This is a genomic window from Alicyclobacillus sp. ALC3, assembly GCF_028751195.1.
Lineage (GTDB): Bacteria > Bacillota > Bacilli > Alicyclobacillales > Alicyclobacillaceae > Alicyclobacillus_L.
Genome location: NZ_CP066784.1, coordinates 974,409 through 993,636 on the forward strand (window position 1 = coordinate 974,409; position 19,228 = coordinate 993,636).

A 19,228-nucleotide genomic window follows, 5' to 3' on the forward strand; every position below is an offset into this window, starting at 1 on the left:
TGTATGTACGTAAGTCGGCGCACGCGTCAAGCGCGCGCGCCGATGGGAGTGATGACCGAAACGGTTTGTTGCGAAGTAACGAAGTGACTGCGCAAGCGCTCATTGGCCTGGGCCAACGTCAAAGACTCCAAGACGTCTGCAGTATCGAACAAATCCACGTCCTTAAACGCGTATGAACTGTAGCTGTGTGCGATGTAGTACGGAGAATCCAGAGACGCAACGAAGCGTCCCAAGGTTTTTTTTCTGCACCGTTCAAAGTCAGCTTCTGCGAGCCCAACCTCAGTAGCCTTGTCCAAGGCTGCGTTAATCCGGGCCAGGAGAGTGTCTGGAGAGGTCGTATTGCCACCGACCAGGGAAAACCCGTAAGTCGGCGTCACTTCGTACTCCCAGCCGAATTGTTGGTCAATCAGTCCTTCATCCACCCACTCTTGGTAGGTCGGACTGCTGCGGCCGAACAACACATCGAGCACTACCGCCGTGAGCAACTCCTGGTGCAAGAGTTCCCGTCCGCTCAGTCCCGTTTTCGCATCCTTCCAACCGACCAGACACCGTGGTTGGCTGACGCTCAGCCCAACCTCTGCTTTCGCCCGTGCCACCTTGGCCGGTTCGTCCGGATAATAGCGGTCAATCGTCGGCGCAGGCGCGAAACTCTTCCCAGACTGATTCTCTCGGACCAAGTCCAGCACGTGCTCGGGGTCAAATCCACCAACCACAAGCAACAACATGTTGGCAGGGTGATAGAAGGTTTGGTAGCAGCGCATCAACAAGTCGCGGGTGATGCCTTGAATACTCTCTACAGTCCCGCCAATATCAATTCGCACGGGGTGCTCACTGTACATTGCCTGGAGCAGTTCAGACAGGGACCGGCGGTCAGGGTCATCTTCATACATTCTCAGTTCCTGCCCGATAATGCCTTTTTCTTTCTCGATGCTGGCGTCGGTGAAGTACGGCTCCTGCACGAAATCCAGCAACACACGCAAGTTTTCGTCTACGTTCTCGGTCGAGGAAAACAAGTACGTGGTCTGGTCGTACGACGTGTAGGCATTTGCCGTAGCTCCGCCGCGAGCAAAGTCATTGAATACGTCACCTTGCGGAGACTCAAACATTTTGTGTTCAAGAAAGTGTGCAATGCCTTCAGGCACTGATACGTAGTCAGGTTCGCCGGACAGCCGAAAAACGCTGTCGATTGATCCGTAGTGCGTGCTGAAGGTGGCAAACACCTGTTCAAATCCTGGCTTTGGCAACAGGCATACAGTCAACCCGTTGTCTAATTGCTCTGTGTACAACTTTTGCCGGAACCGAGAATAGTCATGTTCACGCATGGCTCGTCACCTCACTGCGCAAAAAATACACGGTGTCGAGCTGAACCTGTTGTGCGACTCTCACCACATCCTCCAGGTGGACAGCTTCAATGGCTGCGACCGTGTCAGGCAGCGCGCGCTCTTTCCCTGCCAAAACTCCGGCGAAGTGCAAATCCACCAGCGACATCGGCTGGTCGTTCGCCTGCAGGTACTGGTTGCGCATGCCGCGCTTTGTATAATTCAACTCATCTTCAGCGATCCGGCCGTCTTTCATGGCTTGCACCTGTTCGAGGATAATTGACTCTGCTCGCTCAGCCTGTGCCACTTCAATCCCTGTCTGCACAGCCAGCACCCCGGTCAAGCCGTCTAGTCGGCTGGATGCGTAATAAGCAAGGCTGGCCTTTTCGCGAACGTTGACAAACAACTTCGAGTGTGGAAACCCCCCGAGGATACCGTTATAGACCATGAGAGCGGGATAGTCGGTCCCCGGCAGAGATGTCCCAGTGCGAAACGCCAGGTTCAGTTTGCCTTGCCGAACGGGTTGTTCGTCTGTGACACGGCGAATTTCACCACTCCGGACCTCGAGCGGTTTGATGGGCCCTGTTTCAGCAGCGCGACTGCTCGGCAATACCCGCCGCAGTGCCTCCAGTGCATCGGCTGCCACGCGCTCTGCATCAGACCAGGCTCCAACCAGATACAAATGCGCTTGTGCCTCCGACAACAAGCGCTCGTGGGCAGTCGCCAGTGTTTCAGTGGTGACGGCTTCAACGTCGTCCAGGCGACCTAACCGCGGTAGCCCAAACCGCCCGTCGGCATACACCGACTGCATACAGCGGTCCATAGCCCAGGCAATCTTGTCGTCAAACAGGCTCTCGATCCGGCGCCGATGCAGAGCCTTTTCACGGGTAACGTGTTTTTCCGGAAACACGCCGTCGACTCGGTAAGGCTTCGTCGCGACGTCAAACGCAAGTCGCTGTGCCTCCTCGAACACGCCGTTCATGGACAGCGCCATCTCACCAGGCACGCCTGCGTACACTTCCGCGATGTGGCGGTCTCCGCGCTTGGCGATTCCAGCGCGGAGGGCCACCCCATACAGTTCATCCGTGCGCTGCATCAAGGCGAGTGCCGATGGAAAAGCCTCTGTCCCTTCCATCCAGAGGTAAGGGAGCATTGCGGTACTGGTGAGCCCCTCTGACTGGAGAGGGACCACCAGTTTGAGTTGGAGATGCTGTGTTTGGAACTGGTGCGTCGGGTAGACGTGAACGTGCAGTCGACCGTCGTGCACACTGGTAAATCCGGTCATGGGAGGCCTCCTTCCAGACCAGCTACGAATCGATGGAGGGTCTGTCTCCAATCGCACCTAGTATGAACGAAAGCTGTACCCCTTATCAACGAGGTCACCAGGGGCAAAATTCAGCGCTGATTTCGAGCGGCCGCCTGTGCAAGGTCAAAATCGAGTCGCTTGATGACCTGGACGTCTCGAATCCACCGCTGAACGTCCCGGTTGACAGCTGGGATGATGTACTTGGGCGTTCCATAACGAGCAATGAGTTCCGTCCGACTTGCGCGATGATGTGTGCGACAATGCACGTTCGTGAGAGCCTCAAGCAGTTCACCGCAGGCAGGACACTGAAACATCAAACCCCTTCTTTCCATATTGTCAATCCATTTGCTCAATTCATATGGGCTGGGAATGCCCGGTATGTCTGTCCGTCTCTGCCGCCTGCCTACTACAGCGTAAAGAGGCCAGAGTGCCCTCACAGGAGGGACAAACTGACCTCTTGATATAGAAACGCGGACGTCAAGACGCCAGCGGGGTTCGGGCATGCAGGCCATCTTATGACCGCTGCGCAGCGAGCGTGCATGCCTGCTCATCTGTGAACCGCCAACTTGCCAATTTCAAAGAGAAAGGGAATACACTTTGACCTCTTTGAGCGGATTCGTTCTCATATATTCGGTTGCGGACAAGTGCCGTTTAAGCCACCCGGATATGCCACGAAATCCCTGATCGGACGGACACCACCGCTGTTGAAATGCCCATGCCCGTGGTATATGATGTTTGTAGTCTTTGGTAACCTATTTTCTTTGTTTGAGGAGGAGTTCCGCGTGGCTTTCGTAATTGTGTCGCCTTGCATCGATGAAAAGGCCGCTGACTGCGTCGAAACCTGTCCGGTCGACTGCATCCACGAGGGAGAAGACCAGTACTACATCGATCCAGATTCCTGCATCGACTGCGGTGCTTGCGAGGCCGTCTGCCCCGTGTCGGCTATTTTCATGGAGGACTTTGTCCCAGAAGAAGAGAAGTCCTTTATCGAAAAGAACCGGGCTTTCTTCCAAAAGTAAGCCGGAACCGAACCTCAATTTGGAGAGAACAAGCTTGTCGTCTTACGGGCTGTCCTGAAGGTGTTCCTGTGGATAGCCCGCGCATTTATCCGTGATTTGTTAGAATCTTTTACCGACTCTGCGAGGCGCCCAGTTGCTTCTCTCTTGTTGCTTAACGTCCACGTCCACTTCTTGTCGCCCTCCCTGCAACAGCAGTCCCCACGTCCCGAGTTGTACGAAGCCCAAAACCACCGCAAACCAGCCGATTGCGCGCGCATCAGGTCGAAACGCAATCACGGCAAGGAACGCACCAACCCCAACAACCCGGCCAGCGTTTTCAATGACTTCACGTAAGATGATCTGTTCGACGTACGTCTCGCCAGTTCTGTCAAGCGCACCAATCTGATTAAAGACCGTCCCCTGCAACGGCACGATGAACATCGGCAAAAAGACCGCTATCAGACTGCCGTACCACATCACGGACGCCGCCGTGATGGGCAAAATAAAGACCAGGGCTGTCACCGCCATGCCCACTGCACCGATGCCAATTACCCACATCCGGTTGCGGTCTGTTGTAAAGCGTCCGACCAAGAAAAACGAGGCAAACGACAGCGCGTTTTGCCACAACAGGAACTCTCCGAGTTCGAGTTCACTCCCGGTTGCGACGTAAATCAAGAGGCCAATCAAGAACAGAAACACGCCTTCTCGCAAGCCGTACACACCGCACCCGTAGAGCGTCTTGCGCCATTTCGGATCGGACAGTGCGGCTCGCAGAGCCCGCCGCAGTTTCAGTTGACCCCCGATTGCCTTTGCTCGCAGGCGCAAGCTCGCGACCGTCGCGACAGCAAAGAGAGCGAGCGACAAGCCAAAGATCACATGGTACCCTGTCAGTCCCCCAAAGCGGTCCTCGTGGCTGATCACGTATCCGGCAACTGTTGGCGCCGCCATTCCCGCCACGGCGCTGAACACGCCATTGAGCCCGTAAAAGCGGTCTCGCGCCGCTTTGTCCGTGAACAGCAGGCTTAACCAATTAAACGACAGCCAGTAAAACCCGGCCGCGATGCCCATGACGATGCCAGGAATCAGCGGCAGGCGGGCCAAAGCATTTCCACCCACGAGCACGAGGGCGTAAAACACACCGTGCAGTGCGACACCAAGTCGCAAAGTAAGTACCGGTTGCCTGTGCTTTGCCAGCGCACCCGCGACTATAAACGCAATGGGGATGAGCGTGTACACCGCGACATTGTACCAACCGATGGACGTGTAACTCTTGTCCACTTTCCACAAGTAGATATTCACGAATGTGTTCGAAAGGCCAATCGAAAGCGCGAAACAGCCACTGATGGCGAGCAGCCACCACGCTTCACGAGCGAGCGCTGCCTTCGGTTTACGCACGAAGTCACCTCCAAAACCAGGAATGAGTCTGTCCTACTCGGTTTTTTCAGGACTTGTCAATTTGCTCGAGGTAAGTCTGCAAGATGGGGGCGGCCTGGAAGTGCAGCCTAGTCGTTGCGTCCATCAGAACGCCGTCGGGGTTTGCGTAAAATGTCCGGTCCAGTTGACCTGTTGCACGATAAAACACGAGTTCATAGGGGTACAGCGCTGAAGCCCGAGTCAATCCGGCCTGATTGACACTGTTCGCGATTGCGTTAAAAGGAAGCGCGCCAACGTGATCGTACGGCGAGACCACGGCAATGGGCGGTTGCCACGCTCCGTCCCCGCGCAACACCACGACACTTCCGTCGGTCGTCAGGTCATCGTCCGACACGTCGCGAAATGTCGGGGCATTGGGCGCTGGCGTTCGGTGGTTCGCGTGAACAATGAGCGCCAGCGGTGTCGTCAAACAAAACACCATGCCGACAAGCGCCATACCGATGTGCAGTCGGTCGTTCAGCCGCAACGCTACCCCTCCCCAGTGAAAGCGAGCCGGCTCCTACGGGAGGAGCCGGACATAGTTTTCCGACATGGGGTAGTTTGCCATAGGAAGGCCCATTCCATGCGCTACATGTTGCGCCGATACTGACCCCCGACTTCGTACAGTGCGTGCGTGATTTGCCCAAGGCTTGCCACGCGAACCGTCTCCATCAGTTCCGCAAACAGGTTGCCGCCGCTGCGAGCCACTTCTTTAAGCCGCGCGAGCGCAACCTCAGACTCATCCGCGTGCGCGTTTTGGAAAGCCCGCAGGTTCGCAATCTGCTCCTCTTTCTCTTCCTTCGTCGCACGAGCGAGTTCGAGTTTCGGGGGCTGGTAGTCATCAGCGAGCGTCGCCGGGTTCAGGTACGTGTTCACCCCGATGATGGGGAGGTCACCCGAGTGCTTGAGGTGCTCGTAATACAGCGACTCCTCCTGAATCTTGCTGCGCTGATACTGCGTCTCCATCGCGCCAAGGACGCCGCCGCGATCGTTGATGCGCAGGAACTCTTCGAGCACGGCTTGCTCCACTAGGTCCGTGAGTTCCTCGACAATGAACGCGCCTTGCAGAGGGTTCTCGTTCTTCATCAGACCAAACTCGCGGTTGATAATCATCTGAATGGCCATTGCGCGCCGTACGGAGCCCTCGGTCGGTGTCGTGATTGCCTCATCGAAGGCGTTGGTGTGCAGGGAGTTGCAGTTGTCATAAATGGCAAGCAACGCCTGCAGCGTTGTCCGGATATCGTTGAAGTCGACTTCCTGGGCGTGCAGTGAACGGCCGGAGGTCTGGATGTGGTATTTGAGCTTCTGACTGCGCTCGTTGGCGCCGTACTTGGCCTTCATCGCTGTCGACCAAATACGCCGTGCAACACGGCCGATGACGGTGTACTCGGGGTCCATCCCGTTGCTGAAGAAGAACGACAAGTTTGGCGCGAAGTCATTCACGTCCATGCCACGGCTCAAGTAGTACTCGACGTAGGTGAATGCGTTGGCGAGCGTGAACGCGAGCTGCGAAATGGGGTTCGCCCCTGCCTCGGCGATGTGGTAGCCACTGATGCTGACACTGTAGTAGTTACGCACCTTGTAGTCGATGAAGTACTGCTGGATATCGCCCATCATGCGCAGCGCAAATTCCGTCGAGAAGATACATGTGTTCTGGCCCTGGTCTTCTTTGAGAATGTCTGCCTGCACGGTGCCGCGCACTGTCTGCAGCGTGCGAGTGCGGATGGCGGCAAGTTCATCGCTGTTCGGTGTGCGGTTGTGTTCGCGAGTGAACGCGTCTACCTGTTGGTCGATCGCGGTGTTCATGTACATCGCGAGCAGAATTGGCGCAGGTCCGTTAATCGTCATCGACACGCTCGTGCGCGGGTCGCAGAGGTCAAACCCTGCGTACAGCTTCTTCATGTCGTCGAGCGTGCAAATGCTGACGCCGCTCTCGCCCACTTTGCCGTAGATGTCCGGGCGCTCATCAGGGTCTTCACCGTACAAGGTCACGCTGTCAAACGCGGTCGACAGCCGCTTCGCAGGGTCGTCTTGCGACAGGTAGTGGAAGCGATGGTTGGTACGCGTCGGTGTGCCTTCACCGGCGAACTGGCGCTTTGGCTCTTCCTCCGTGCGCTTGAGCGGGAACACGCCAGCCGTGTACGGGAACTCGCCAGGCACATTCTCAAGCAGCGACCAGTGCAAGATTTCGCCCCAATCTTGATAGCGCGGCAGACAGACCTTCGGGATGGACAGGCCAGACAGCGAGACCGTCCGAAGCGGCGTGCGAATCTCGCGGTCGCGCACGCGCGTCACCAGTTCTTCTGCCGCATAGCGAGCGCGCTTCTCATCCCAGCCGTCGAGAATACGCCGTGCGTCGACGTGCAGTTCATCCCACAGGCGGTCGTACATGGCCTGCAGCGACGCAGCCATGTCAGTCCCTGGCATGGACTGTGTCTCATGTGCCGCTAGGCTTGCCGTGTTCTCGTTCGCGTCGCCTGGCACTGCCTTGAGTTGCTCGATCACGCCCTTCAACTGCCAGCACTTACGCGCCTTCGCGACCTGGTCCTCGGTGAATTTGCGGTAGCCGCGAACGGTGTTCACCACCTCAAGCAGGTAGTGAGTCCGCTCGCCCGGAATAATAGCCGACTTGTGATGGCTGCCGTCGTTTGTTGCCAAGTGGCTCGCCCAGCCGAGCTGAAACTTGTCGTTGATGACGTCGACGAGTGCGCGGTAGAGCACATTGGTGCCAGGGTCGTGAAACTGACTCGCAATGGTGCCGTAAACCGGCATTGCGTCGGGCGATTGCGCAAAATCGCCACGGTTGCGCTGCATCTGCTTCTGGACATAGCGCAGCGCATCCTCAGAGCCGCGGCGGTCATACTTATTGACGGCAACGACGTCGGCATAGTCGAGCATCTCGATCTTCTCAAGTTGCGACGGAGCGCCGTACTCGGCAGTCATGACGTACAGAGACACATCGGCGATGTCGACAATCTGCGCGTCTCCTTGGCCAATTCCGCTCGTCTCGACGATGACGAGGTCAAACCCGGCAGCTTTCGCAATGAGGATGGCCTCGTCGATTGCGCCAGACAGTTCCGACCGCGACTGCCGCGTCGCCAAGCTGCGCATATACACGCGCGAACTGTCAATGGCGTTCATGCGGATGCGGTCGCCGAGCAGCGCTCCGCCCGTGCGCTGTTTCGAAGGGTCAACGGAAAAGATCGCGACGGTTTTGTCGGGAAAGTCGTCTAGGAAGCGGCGCACCAGTTCGTCCGCCAGCGACGACTTGCCTGCCCCGCCGGTCCCCGTGATCCCGAGCACTGGCACCGACGTTGCGCGCTCTTGCAACACAGCGTGGATATCCTGCACGGATGCTGGAGCCTCAGGCACGCGCGCGGTGGCCTCGGCCTGCTCGACAAACGTCACGAGCTTCGCCAGCGCACGCCAGTTGTCCGTGCGCAGCTCTGCAAGTTCCGCCTGCACCGACCGCGCCGACGGAAAGTCGCAGACACGCAACATGTAGTTGATCATCCCCTGCAGCCCGAGCCGCTGCCCATCGTCCGGGGAGAAAACCTTCGTGATGCCGTACTGCTCGAGTTCTGCGATCTCCTCTGGAACAATCACACCGCCGCCGCCGCCGAAGATGCGAATATGCCCGGCAGCGCGCTCTTGCAAGAGGTCGTACATGTATTTGAAGTACTCCATGTGGCCGCCTTGGTAAGAACTGATGGCGATGCCCTGGACGTCTTCTTGGATGGCTGCGTTCACGACTTCTTCAACAGACCGATTGTGCCCAAGGTGAATGACCTCTGCGCCAGACGACTGCAGAATACGCCGCATGATGTTGATCGACGCATCGTGACCGTCAAACAAGCTCGATGCGGTCACAAACCGGACAACGTTCGCTGGCTGGTAGGGATCACGCTCCTGCTGACTTAGCACATCCTGCTCCGTCCGATGGTTCCTTTTCGTTGCGCCCCGTTCGGACTCGACGGGCTCAACCTGCTGCTTCTGCTCGATCTCCATCTGACTCATTCCAATCCCCTCCCGCTTGTGGTGCACGCTGCCTTCATCAGCATCTCAACTTGTGCCTTCGCAAACGTCCCAAATGAAACTTCCTTCAGCGCCCATCGCCGGAATGCCCACATCTGCCCGGAGACGACGATAGTGTGCGCCAGGACAGGCAGATCTGTCGGTACAAGGCCAAAACTGCCATCCTTTACACCCTCTTGCAAAAGGTGTTCGAAGACGGCCGTGATCCGCTGTTCATGTGCAAGGACTTCGTGCAAAAATGGTCCCGGCAGCGACTTGCTCTCTTGGTAGATGAGCAGGACGTCGTCTTGCATGTCGTCCATGACGGACAAGAACCCTTCAATTGCGCTCTGCAGCCGCACAGCAGCCGAGGCGTGCTCGGACAAAGTGTGGCGCAAGGCCGACTCTACCTCTTGGTGGATGTGTTGACACACCAAGTAGAGGACATCCTCTTTGGACTGGACATATTCGTACAACGCGCCAATCGAGAGTCCACTGGCGCGAGCGAGTTCGCGTGTCGTCGTCTTGTGGAACCCTTTCTCCGAAAACAGCGTGACGGCGGCATCGACGATTTGGGCGCGTCTGGCCCGGAGAAGTTCGGGATCTTTCACCTGACTCGGGATATCGACGGGCACAAGACATGCCTCCTCACCTGGCGCGTTTGGGTGGAGCGGGTTTCGCGATCCGACTGAGCGCTCGTTCGCGTGGATGCGAACGCCGAAGGGTTCGCTTCGAACGTTGAAGGACACCAGTGCTGAAGGCTCCGAACGTTGAAGGCTCCCAATGCTGAAGGCTACCAGTCCCCAGCGCTGACTGAGCGCTCGCTCAGAATTGTGATTCTAGTGTATTCCGAGTAAGGCATGGAGTCAACGTACACTTACGTTACGCTGCTGGCTACGGCGGGCGGCGTGATCCTTTTGATCACTTAGGCGCCCGGCGGCACCGTCTATGTGATCCTTTCGATCGCTTAGCTGCCCGGCGCGTGATCCTTTCGATCACTTAGCCGCCCGGCGCGGCCGCCTATGTGATCCTTTCGATCACTTAGCCACCCGGCGCGGCCGCCTATGTGATCCTTTCGATCACTTAGCCGCCAAGCAGCACCGCCTATGCGATCCTTTCGATCACTTAGCCACCCGGCGGCACCGCCTATGTGATCTTTTCGATCACTTAGCCACCCGGCGCGGCCGCCTATGCGATCCTTTCGATCACTTAGCCGCCCGGCGCGGCCGCCTATGTGATCCTTTCGATCACTTAGCCGCCCGGCGCGGCCGCCTATGTGATCCTTTCGATCACTTAGGCGCCCGGCGCGGCCGCCTATGTGATCCTTTCGGTCACTTAGCCGCCCAGCGACACCGCCTATGTGATCCTTTCGATCACTTAGCCGCCCGGCAGCCCCACGCCACCGCCCCACGCCGCCTACGACAACAACACGCGGTCCGTCTTCCAGACGTCCGGGATATCCGTATCGGTCCACTCGCTTGGCGCGAAGTACTCGTGGTGCTCCCGAAAGTAGGCGTCAAACAGCTTGCGCGCAATCGGGACCGCAGTCTCGCCGCTCTCGCCGCCGCCAGGAACCATGACCGCGACGCAGACCTGCGGGTGGTCGGCCGGGGCGTAGCCGATGAACAGGGAGATATCGCGATTGCGCTCAATCTGCGCAGTCCCCGTCTTCCCCGCGGCTTCGTAGGGAGCGCCGCGGAAGGCGCGGTAGGCAGTGCCGCCCGGACGGTTCGTCGTCGCCCACATGCCCTTGCGGACAAGGTTGACGTAGTCCGCACGAAACGGGACTCGCCCGAGTTCCACCCGTTCTACGGTGCGCTTGACGTGGCCGTCAGTCGCGATTACCCGGTGCAACACGTGCGGGCGCAACCGCACACCGCGGTTGGCCAAGGTCAGCGCGTAGTCTGCGAGTTGCATGGGCGTGAACTGCTGATTTTGGCCAATCGCGGCCGCTGCCACGTCGTACAGGGTCCCTTTGTCGTAGTAGTAGCCTTCGCGCTTCAACTCTTCCTTCGCGTGCGCCACGCTGTACTGACGGAGGTTGTCGTACAAGCGGCCACTCACTTCATAAGGCAGGTCGATCCCGGTCAGCGGTCCGAGGCCAAACGCCGCTTCCGCGTCGAACAGCCAGTTGAGGGCGCGGATGCGGTCGTAGACGATCCAGCGCCCCACCGACTCGCCTTTAGGCGGTCCGTCGTGCCAGTGCGCGAGCCACATGCCCATGTCATACATAAACGTGTCGCACGACTGTGCGATCGCGCCGACCGGCCCCACGATGCCGTGCCCGCGCGGCTGCCAGTCCAGCATCTTCGACTCGCCGACCACTTCGTACCCGTGGTCGTGAATGCGCGTGTCCGGCGTGATGACCCCGTGTTGCAGCCCGACCAGGACGTTGACTGGTTTCACCGTCGACCCTGGAGCGCGCGGACTTTCCAGAGCATGGTTAATCATCGGCGTCAACGGACCGTTGAGGTACGTTGCGTGCGCTTCATAGCTCTTGCCCGAGTTGTACCATGATGGGTTGTAGTACGGATAGCTGACCATCGACAGAACTCCGCCAGTCCGGACATCGAGCAGGACAGCCTCGGCATCACGCGGGTTGTAGTGGTATTTCGCTTTCACGTGCTGCAGCTCATCGACGACGATCTCCTGCGCCGTCGCTTGCAGGTGACCATCCAACGTGAGCTCGACGTTGTCGCCAGCGACCGGCGGCGGGTCAAGACCGAGGTCGGACTTCGGCACCCCGAACCCGTTCAGTGTCAATACGCGTTCGCCGAGATGGCCGTGCAGGACAGACTCGTAGCTGCGCTCGACTCCGTCAAGGCCCACCCACTCGTCGAGCAGATAACCCTTGTCCACGTACGTCCTCGCCTCGTTGGCAGGCACAGGATGGACATAGCCGACGACATGCCCAGCCAGACTCCCATAGCGGTAAGCGCGTTTCGGGTCTTCAATGATGCGCAGTCCCGGCAGCGATGACTGGTGTTCCACGATATAAGTGACTTGTTCCGGCGTGGCGTTCTGAAGGATCCGCACTTGCGTCGAGCCGGGGTCTTTGTGTTCCATCAAGTCTTCCAGGTGAGCAGCGGAAGTATGGAACAAGGGGGCGATTTGTCTCGCCATTGCCGCATAGTTTTGACGCTTCGAGTTGAGGCGGGTCAGAACCAGACTAAACGACGGTTGGTCGTACGCGAGTAAGTGATGCTGCGCATCGTAGATGCGCCCACGGGAAGGCAGCACAGCTAGTTTGGCAAAGGTGGTCGTACTGGCATCAGAGTGAAAACTCTCTCCTTTGACAATCTGCAGATACGCCAACCGTAGCACCAGCACCGAGAGCATGAGAAAGATGACGAGGTATAACACCTGGAGCCGCCCTTGTTTTGGCTGATCGTCCATTGGCAAAGATGTCCCCTCCTCCCTCGGTAGCATGTCTCCAGAGAAAACTGGTATGCTGACTTCGAGGAGGGTGCATCCGAATGGCTGATCAAACAAGACCAGAAATTCTCTTGGGCGCTAACGTTTCCATTGCAAAAACCGGGCTCTTGGCGGCAGTCCAGGAGACGATTGAATACGACGCAAACACGTTTATGATTTACACTCGCAGTAACCGCGGCGGTAAAGCGCGGCCAATCGAACAGTTTAACCGCGACGAAGCGCTCGCCCTCATGGCAGAACACGGGATATTTGATCCCGTTGTCCACCTGTCCTACCTTGTCAATTTGGCGAGTCAGAAGCAGGAGACGTGGGAGTACGGAATGGATGTGCTGACTGAGGAGATCGCACGCGTTGAGTACCTCGGTTTTCGCTACATCGTCATGCACCCGGGGAGTCACGTGGGAGAAGGCGAAGAAGCCGGCGTCGCACGCATCATCGAGGCCCTCAACCACATCCTTACAGGCGATGAAAAGCTGTGGCTGTGTCTCGAGACGATGGCGGGCGACGGCTCGAAAGTTGGCAACTCGCTGCAGCAAATTGCGGAAATCATCAGTGGCGTACAGCATGCGGACAAGCTTGCGGTGTGCATCGACACTTGCCACAACTACAGCTTCGGCTACGACGTCGTGAACGACTTCGACGGGTTTCTTGAACAGTTTGACCGCGTGATTGGCCTCGACCGGTTGAAGGTGGCCCACATCAACGATTCTAAAAATCCGTTTGAGTCGCGCAAGGACCGCCACGCCAATATCGGCGAAGGGTCACTGGGCAAAGACGCGATCTACCAGATTGTTCACCACGAGGCACTGCGCGGCATTCCGCAGATTCTCGAGACACCCGCCGGCAAATACCGAGAGGAAATTGACTTGTTGCTCGACCGCGCGCCGCGAGAAGCAGAGTAGACCGCGCGCGCCTGCAGTGCGTCGCAAAGCGTTGGACGAGCGCCTGTCCATGTGCGCTCGTCCACCCGCGGCTGCGCCAGCGCCACCCGCTGGCTGTGACCAGCTGAGACTATCACCACACTGGCGTCACCAGCCCGGCCCGTCGTAGCGGGACATCTCCGCCAGCGCCTCAGCCATGGCGAGCGCTGACCACGTCGCCCCCGCCAAATCTCCTGTATCGAGTTGTTGCTGCACCCGCCCGCGCCGATTCGACCACGGCGCGGGTATGTCCGTGCCGTGCCGCCGCACGAGTTGGTCGAGGTGCTGTTGCAGCATCTCATCGACACTCTGACGCGACGCGACGAGCGCGTCGACAACACGTCCCTCAGCTTCCACCCTTGCCTCCAGGCTGCGTAGCCGCGCGTCGTCTTGGGTAGCGCCCTGACCGCGCAGTGCCAACACGTCCGACTGCCAGCCAGACCACTTTTGGTACTCTTCGTGTGTCGCCAGGTCGGCAGCCGCCAGTTTCTTTAAGGCGTCTGCGACCGCCCGTTCGAGTGCGTCGAGGCGCGCACCCCACTCCGCAAGCGCCCGTTTCGCAGCGGCGGCGCGCAGGTCGAGGGCGCGCTTTTGTTCCTGTCCTTCTGCCAGCGCCTGAAGCAGTGTGTCGGCCTGCGCAATCTCGTCGTTTGCCGCGGTTGACGCTTGCTCCACCGAAGCAAGCAACTCTGACGAGCGCTTCAACCATTGCTGCATCTGTCCGCGGGTAGAGGTGGCACCCACAGCATCCGACAACACAGCGAGATCGAGCGCGGACTGTGTATCCGGAGCCTGCAACGAGTCCCGCAGTGCCCGCAGACGCGCGGCCATCTGCGTCAATCGCTCTCTGCGCGATGCCGGATCAGCGAGAAAGTTCAACAACTGCGTCGCCCGGTTGATCCGTTCCGTCAGTGAACTGCGCAGTCGTTGAACGAGTGGCTCCAGTGCCGAATCCGCTACCTCTGCAGCGGAAAGCGCACTGATGTGCTGCACGTCCGTGGCCGCATCGAGCAAGTCTCGGTACGTACCGGTTGCGGTGCCGTGTTGGTCCGCCAACCTCTGCACGCAAAGCGAGAGAATCTTTTGTCGCTCCTCGCCGTGTTGCTGCCAGTCCTGCCACGTCTGCAGGCGCAGTGCAGCGCTTTCCCAAGCCACAACCGTCCCGTGCACTTGCGCAAGGTCTCCCGCCCGTTTTACATCGTCCAGCTCTGCCGAAATACGGGTAAACAGAGCGTCCACAGCTTGCCACTGTTTGGGCCACGACGCTGGCATCGCGCCTCCAAGCAAGCGTCCTATAGTTTCCTTCACAGCGCTCCACGACTGCTCTACAGCCGACACCTCCGCACTCGCTCGGACAAGCAGGTCAGACAGTTGGCGCACGCTCTGCTGCACGGGTCCCATGCGTTTCTCAATATCCTCATATGTTTCAATCACTTCAGCGACAGCCACCATGTTTGTCAACGACGGGACGAACCGTGCGCTCCCGCCCATCGCGTCGAGACGGCGGTTGGCAGAAGTGAAGTCGGCAGCGAGTTTCTTGACGGTTGCCGCCGTTTGATTCGCCAAGGACGCAGCTTCTCCAGCCCGGAAAGCCTCCGAAAAGTCTGTCTCCGTCTGCAACTGCAGCACGGTTCCACTGAGAGCGCCACGCAGTTCTCTTGCTTTGTGAACGCGTCGAGACAACTCTCCCGCTCGTTGCAGAAAGCTGACGATGCCGAGCAGGATGAGCAACACAACGCCGATGAGCACCACCCAGACCAATCTTGACCACTCCTCTCTCATCTCAACTCTCTCAAAAAGGTTTAAAAGCTAGTAAAGCCGTCCATGCTGTTGACAACGGGGGTAAGCAAAGTCCAACCAGTGGAGAGGAGAAACACTGTTCATGCACAAGAGTCCGTATGTTTGGCTGTCTGTCGTTGTCGCCTTGGTTGCCACACCAATCGTGGCGTTAGCAGGTGTTTTCCAGCCCATGTCTGCGGCGGGCACACCCGTTGCTGTTTCCCATACACAGACTAGGGAATACACGGTACGCCCCGGCGACACGCTGTGGAATCTATCGAATGTGCTGGGCGTTTCAGTTCAGTCGTTGATGGCCGATGTAGGTCTCAAAGACCCGCGGCAGCTTCGCGCCGGTCAGAAAATCTATTACATCGCGAACGGAGCAGCCGCTTCAGGCCCTGGCACGCAACCTTCCAATCAAGGAAAATCACTCGCCGGGTTAGTCGGTGAAGCGTCCTTGACAAGTCGAAGTCAAAGCTCTGCTGGGTTGTCAAACATTCAAGTCCTGCACTGTGAGTTGACAGCATACACGGCAGGCCCCGAATCGACAGGCAAACGGCCCGGCGACCCCGGTTACGACATCACGTCGACGGGCGTGCCTGCAATTCAGGGGATCACGGTGGCCGTCGACCCAAGTGTCATCCCATACGGCACAAAACTGTACATCCCTGGTGTCGGGTACCGCATTGCACAAGACACTGGCGGCGCCATCATTGGCGATCACATCGACGTCTTTTTCAACAGCCTGCAAGTCGCACGAGACTTCGGTGTCAAGCGCAACATGCCGGTGTATATCCTACCGTCGTGGTACCACATACCGGGGGCAGGCTTGTAACACTTCAGCTTTTAGTGTAGCGGAATAGGGGGGAAAAGCAACGCAGCAAAACTTCTAAAACAGTCGTGTCCGACGACTGATGAATGTGAGCCGGTGGTGTGTCCGAACGGGATTAGTACAATTTGATCCAAACTTCGTGACCGCGGATGTCGAGTGGATATGGCTTCACAGGTTCAACGCACGGAAATGCCGTGGCCCGCCCAGACTTCACGTTGAACTTCCCCCCGTGTGCGGGGCACATCACCGTGTGTTGGTTTAAAGACCCGGCCGAAAGCAGTCGCCCCGAGTGCGAACAAAGATCAGACGTCGCATAAAATCCATCTACTGTGTGGTATAGAGCAATCTTTTTGTGTCCGATCACAAATCCTTTGACCTGTCCAACTTCTACTTCACTCGTCGCTGCCAGTCGAACCCAATTCATAGTCTGGTTTCCTCTCGCAAAAACGGTTGTAAATTCTGTTATTGTACTCAGAGCGTGTCAAGACTTCAATCGCTCACGGTCGTGGGTCACACCCTCGAGCTGTTCAAGCCGCACTCATCAGCGTGGAAACTTGCGCCAATGCGACGTGAGGACAGTCCAAATGACCCAGACCGTCCTCTCTGTTTGTACGTTGTTCAGTTAGTGGACCACCCTAAATTTCATTCCTTGTCACGCAAGAGCGAATGAAGGCGAGTGTACTCCTCCTCTGTGACCTCGCCGTTCGCTAATCGCCGCTTCAAAATCGCTTCCGGGTCGGACTCTGGGTTGTACGAAGAGTACCCGTAGCCAGATCGCATTGGCGCGTCGCACCCGGGTTGACCAAACCCGCGACCGCGCCGAAAGAACAGCAGTCTCACAAGGATTGCGCACAGTGCTAAAAAGAGCAGAAATCCGAAAGGAAAGAAGAAGAAGAAGGGGAAGAACCCCATACCCGGGTGAACACCTGACCACATAGACCATTCCTCCTTGTTCGTGTAGCGCCAAGTTTTGGCTGCGAATACAGTGTAGATCCGGGATGTCTCAAACCCGTGGGGTAAACTGTCACGAACTGATCAACAACCCGTCACAGAGAGAGAACACCTCGGTCCGGTGCCGCGTGATACCCACTTGTGCGTGCTACACTTGCCTCATATCTGTAGCGCGGGTGCGCGCACGCAACAAATTGACATACGGGAAATGAGGAATGGGCGTGAACGGGGCAAAGACGGTCCTAGTCGTAGATGACGACCCGACGATCCGGGAACTCTTGCAAGACTTTCTTGAGAACGACGGCTTTCGCGTCGCGACTGCAGGGACGGCGGACGAGGCAAGACACGTTATAGGACGGGCTCCGGTGGACTGCCTAGTTCTCGACGTGATGATGCCGGGACAGTCGGGCTTCGATTTGTGCAAACAGATTCGCGCAGAGAGTGATGTGCCCATCCTGTTTCTAAGCGCGAGGGACGATGATGTCAATAAAATCCGCGGACTTGGGCTCGGCGGTGACGACTACATCGTCAAGTCGGCATCTCCAGCGGAGGTCGTGGCACGCGTCAAAGCAGTGCTGCGCCGGGTGGGACCCCAAGACAGTCCTCACGTAGCCGTGCTGGACTACGGGCGGCTCGTGTTGAACCTTATATCACACGAGGTCCATGTGGCTGGGGAGACCGTGTCCCTGACGCCCAAGGAATACGACCTGCTCGCTTTGTTCGCGCAGCATCCACGCCAGGTCTTTCCGTACGAAGACCTGCTTGTACAGTTTTGGAGCGGTTTCGGCGACAGACACACCGTCCGCGTTCATGTGGCGCGAATTCGCGAGAAGATTGAGCGGGACGCCAACAATCCAGAACTCATCGTCAACGTGTGGGGCGTCGGGTACCGCTTCGAGGGGATGCCGCGATGAGAATTCGACGGTACATGGTCGTGGGTGTGCTCTCCGTCATCTGCCTCCCCTGGTTGGTCTACATCCTCGTGCACGCGGTAGACACACATCCGTGGAGCACACACGCTCACAGACAGACCAACGTCGCCGCGACGATTCAGTCCATCGCTCGAAGTTCGTCCGACTGGAGTGATTTAGCGTGGCAGCAGCAGCTAAATCACAAACTGTCCAACGAGGGTGTGAGTGTCGAAATCGTATCGGCATCGAACCAGGTTATCTTTCATTCAATGAGGCATGGCCCACCGCCTTGGATGCCAGGCAGCCAGCAGGTGATGGTCGTGCGAAACGGAACGTTGGTCGGGACGCTCCACGTGTCGCAGCCGGGGCCTGCCGACCCGGTCGCTGCTCTTGCTGCTCTGCTGACGGCAGTGTCCGCCATCTTGTTGGTGAGCATTCAGATTGGGCGCAACGTCGTGCGGCCCCTGGAAGCAATGAGCAAGGCCGCTCTGCAAATCGCGGACGGCGACCTCGATTTTCAGTTGCAGTCTTCGAAAACTGCTGAGATGCGTCAGGTTCAACAGGCGTTTCAAGTGATGGGAGATGGGCTGCGCAGCGCATTCGCCAAGCAGCAGAAGTTGGAGGAGGAACGGCGGTTTTTCATCGGCGCCATCGCACACGACCTACGCACACCGCTGTTTTCGCTGCGCGGCTACCTGGACGGGATAGAGCAAGGCATCGCTGCGTCCCCGGAAAAATTGGCTCACTACGTTGCCGTGTGCCAAGACAAGGCGGCGCATCTCGAACGCTTGGTCGCCGATCTGTTCGCCTTCACGCGGCTTGAGTATATGGAGGAGACGCTGCAACGCGAGGCTTTTGACTTGGCAGCGCTCACCCGCCAGGCCGTCTCTGGTGTCTTAACGCGGGCGCACGCGAAGCACCTGTCGCTGGTGTCTAACCTCCCAGACGAGGCGGTCGAAGTCTGGGGAGACCCGCACTTGCTGGAACGTGCTCTGACCAACCTGCTCGACAACGCCCTCCACCACACGCCGGACGGTGGAACCATTACTGTGGCACTGCACGTGGATGCGTCGAAGCTCACAGTGACCGTCCGCGACACAGGACCAGGATTCGCGGCGAACGACATGGCGCGGGTATTCGACCCGATGTACCGAGGAGACGCCTCGCGAAACTTGGCGACGGGCGGGGCCGGGCTCGGGCTCACGATTGCCCGGCGGGTGTTTCGCGCACACGGCGGTGACTTGTCAGCCGAAAACGCTCCAGACACAGGAGCGCTGCTCACGGGGTGGCTACCCGTCGAGAAATAGGCGTGTCAAGGGCGGCGGTCCCGTTGTGGACCGCCGCCCTTGA

At 58.2% G+C, this 19,228-nt stretch carries 16 protein-coding genes; 5 read left to right on the forward strand and 11 right to left on the reverse strand.

The window, feature by feature from the left end; translation table 11 throughout:
* Positions 1–26: 26 nt before the first annotated feature.
* The 3 genes from yfmH to JC200_RS04700 all read right to left on the reverse strand — a co-directional run bounded on the left by yfmH (position 27) and on the right by JC200_RS04700 (position 2,939).
* Positions 27–1,322, reverse strand: coding sequence for an EF-P 5-aminopentanol modification-associated protein YfmH (gene yfmH / locus JC200_RS04690; RefSeq protein ID WP_274435009.1), 1,296 nt, complete (start codon positions 1,320–1,322; stop codon positions 27–29).
* Positions 1,315–2,604 (reverse strand): EF-P 5-aminopentanol modification-associated protein YfmF, encoded by a 1,290-nt coding sequence (yfmF, locus tag JC200_RS04695; RefSeq protein ID WP_274435010.1) that lies wholly within the window; start codon positions 2,602–2,604, stop codon positions 1,315–1,317. The genes yfmH and yfmF overlap by 8 nt, the downstream gene beginning before the upstream one ends.
* 110 nt (positions 2,605–2,714) lie before the next feature.
* Positions 2,715–2,939, reverse strand: coding sequence for a hypothetical protein (locus tag JC200_RS04700; RefSeq protein WP_274435011.1), 225 nt, complete (start codon positions 2,937–2,939; stop codon positions 2,715–2,717).
* A 468-nt stretch (positions 2,940–3,407) separates the two neighbouring features.
* On the opposite strand from JC200_RS04700, the gene JC200_RS04705 reads away from it, so the two are divergent.
* Positions 3,408–3,644 carry a ferredoxin family protein gene (locus JC200_RS04705; RefSeq protein ID WP_274435012.1) on the forward strand — a complete coding sequence of 79 codons (237 nt, stop codon included), beginning with the start codon at positions 3,408–3,410 and terminating at the stop codon, positions 3,642–3,644.
* 99 nt (positions 3,645–3,743) lie between these two features.
* On the opposite strand, the gene JC200_RS04710 is transcribed toward JC200_RS04705, so the two are convergent.
* The 5 genes from JC200_RS04710 to JC200_RS04730 all read right to left on the reverse strand — a co-directional run bounded on the left by JC200_RS04710 (position 3,744) and on the right by JC200_RS04730 (position 12,446).
* On the reverse strand, positions 3,744–5,018 hold the full coding sequence (locus JC200_RS04710) for an MFS transporter (protein ID WP_274435013.1): 1,275 nt from the start codon (positions 5,016–5,018) through the stop codon (positions 3,744–3,746).
* Positions 5,019–5,064: 46 nt separating this feature from the next.
* On the reverse strand, positions 5,065–5,523 hold the full coding sequence (locus JC200_RS04715) for a hypothetical protein (protein ID WP_274435014.1): 459 nt from the start codon (positions 5,521–5,523) through the stop codon (positions 5,065–5,067).
* Between the two features lie 101 nt (positions 5,524–5,624).
* Positions 5,625–9,053 carry a fused isobutyryl-CoA mutase/GTPase IcmF gene (icmF, locus tag JC200_RS04720; protein WP_274435015.1) on the reverse strand — a complete coding sequence of 1,143 codons (3,429 nt, stop codon included), beginning with the start codon at positions 9,051–9,053 and terminating at the stop codon, positions 5,625–5,627.
* On the reverse strand, positions 9,050–9,685 hold the full coding sequence (locus JC200_RS04725; protein WP_274435016.1) for a TetR/AcrR family transcriptional regulator: 636 nt from the start codon (positions 9,683–9,685) through the stop codon (positions 9,050–9,052). Before JC200_RS04725 ends, icmF begins: the two co-directional genes overlap by 4 nt.
* 781 nt (positions 9,686–10,466) lie before the next feature.
* On the reverse strand, positions 10,467–12,446 hold the full coding sequence (locus JC200_RS04730; protein WP_274436468.1) for a peptidoglycan D,D-transpeptidase FtsI family protein: 1,980 nt from the start codon (positions 12,444–12,446) through the stop codon (positions 10,467–10,469).
* An 80-nt stretch (positions 12,447–12,526) separates the two neighbouring features.
* Between JC200_RS04730 and JC200_RS04735 the strand changes: the two genes are divergently transcribed.
* Positions 12,527–13,387: a deoxyribonuclease IV gene (locus tag JC200_RS04735; protein WP_274435017.1), complete on the forward strand. Its 861-nt coding sequence runs from the start codon at positions 12,527–12,529 to the stop codon at positions 13,385–13,387.
* A 126-nt stretch (positions 13,388–13,513) separates the two neighbouring features.
* Here JC200_RS04735 and JC200_RS04740 read toward each other — a convergent pair whose 3' ends face one another.
* Complete coding sequence (locus JC200_RS04740; RefSeq protein WP_274435018.1) at positions 13,514–15,166, reverse strand: coiled-coil domain-containing protein; 1,653 nt, start codon at positions 15,164–15,166, stop codon at positions 13,514–13,516.
* A gap of 121 nt (positions 15,167–15,287) precedes the next feature.
* Here JC200_RS04740 and JC200_RS04745 point away from each other — a divergent pair, with 121 nt between their 5' ends.
* Positions 15,288–16,019 carry a 3D domain-containing protein gene (locus JC200_RS04745; RefSeq protein ID WP_274435019.1) on the forward strand — a complete coding sequence of 244 codons (732 nt, stop codon included), beginning with the start codon at positions 15,288–15,290 and terminating at the stop codon, positions 16,017–16,019.
* Positions 16,020–16,131: 112 nt separating this feature from the next.
* Here JC200_RS04745 and JC200_RS04750 read toward each other — a convergent pair whose 3' ends face one another.
* Both JC200_RS04750 and JC200_RS04755 read right to left on the reverse strand, forming a co-directional pair.
* The gene (locus tag JC200_RS04750) at positions 16,132–16,440 is read right to left on the reverse strand and encodes a non-heme iron oxygenase ferredoxin subunit (RefSeq protein ID WP_274435020.1); all 309 of its coding nucleotides are present in this window, start codon (positions 16,438–16,440) and stop codon (positions 16,132–16,134) included.
* A gap of 218 nt (positions 16,441–16,658) precedes the next feature.
* Entirely contained in the window at positions 16,659–16,952 is a 294-nt protein-coding gene (locus JC200_RS04755; protein ID WP_274435021.1) for an SHOCT domain-containing protein, read from the reverse strand.
* 230 nt (positions 16,953–17,182) lie between these two features.
* Here JC200_RS04755 and JC200_RS04760 point away from each other — a divergent pair, with 230 nt between their 5' ends.
* Together JC200_RS04760 and JC200_RS04765 are read left to right on the forward strand one after the other, a co-directional pair.
* A complete protein-coding gene (locus JC200_RS04760) occupies positions 17,183–17,881 on the forward strand; it encodes a response regulator transcription factor (RefSeq protein WP_443111870.1) in 699 nt (232 codons plus the stop codon).
* A complete protein-coding gene (locus JC200_RS04765; RefSeq protein WP_274435023.1) occupies positions 17,878–19,185 on the forward strand; it encodes a sensor histidine kinase in 1,308 nt (435 codons plus the stop codon). The genes JC200_RS04760 and JC200_RS04765 overlap by 4 nt, the downstream gene beginning before the upstream one ends.
* The last annotated feature ends 43 nt before the right edge of the window (positions 19,186–19,228 follow it).

Excerpts from the sequence above, each read along its gene's own strand:
- yfmH (WP_274435009.1), bottom strand. The coding sequence starts at position 1,322 with ATGCGTGAACATGACTATTCTCGGTTCCGGCAAAAGTTGTACACAGAG.
- yfmF (WP_274435010.1), bottom strand. The coding sequence starts at position 2,604 with ATGACCGGATTTACCAGTGTGCACGACGGTCGACTGCACGTTCACGTC.
- JC200_RS04700 (WP_274435011.1), bottom strand. The coding sequence starts at position 2,939 with ATGTTTCAGTGTCCTGCCTGCGGTGAACTGCTTGAGGCTCTCACGAAC.
- icmF (WP_274435015.1), bottom strand. The coding sequence starts at position 9,053 with ATGAGTCAGATGGAGATCGAGCAGAAGCAGCAGGTTGAGCCCGTCGAG.
- JC200_RS04730 (WP_274436468.1), bottom strand. The coding sequence starts at position 12,446 with ATGGACGATCAGCCAAAACAAGGGCGGCTCCAGGTGTTATACCTCGTC.
- JC200_RS04735 (WP_274435017.1), top strand. The coding sequence starts at position 12,527 with ATGGCTGATCAAACAAGACCAGAAATTCTCTTGGGCGCTAACGTTTCC.
- JC200_RS04745 (WP_274435019.1), top strand. The coding sequence starts at position 15,288 with ATGCACAAGAGTCCGTATGTTTGGCTGTCTGTCGTTGTCGCCTTGGTT.
- JC200_RS04750 (WP_274435020.1), bottom strand. The coding sequence starts at position 16,440 with ATGAATTGGGTTCGACTGGCAGCGACGAGTGAAGTAGAAGTTGGACAG.
- JC200_RS04755 (WP_274435021.1), bottom strand. The coding sequence starts at position 16,952 with ATGTGGTCAGGTGTTCACCCGGGTATGGGGTTCTTCCCCTTCTTCTTC.
- JC200_RS04760 (WP_443111870.1), top strand. The coding sequence starts at position 17,183 with ATGGGCGTGAACGGGGCAAAGACGGTCCTAGTCGTAGATGACGACCCG.
- JC200_RS04765 (WP_274435023.1), top strand. The coding sequence starts at position 17,878 with ATGAGAATTCGACGGTACATGGTCGTGGGTGTGCTCTCCGTCATCTGC.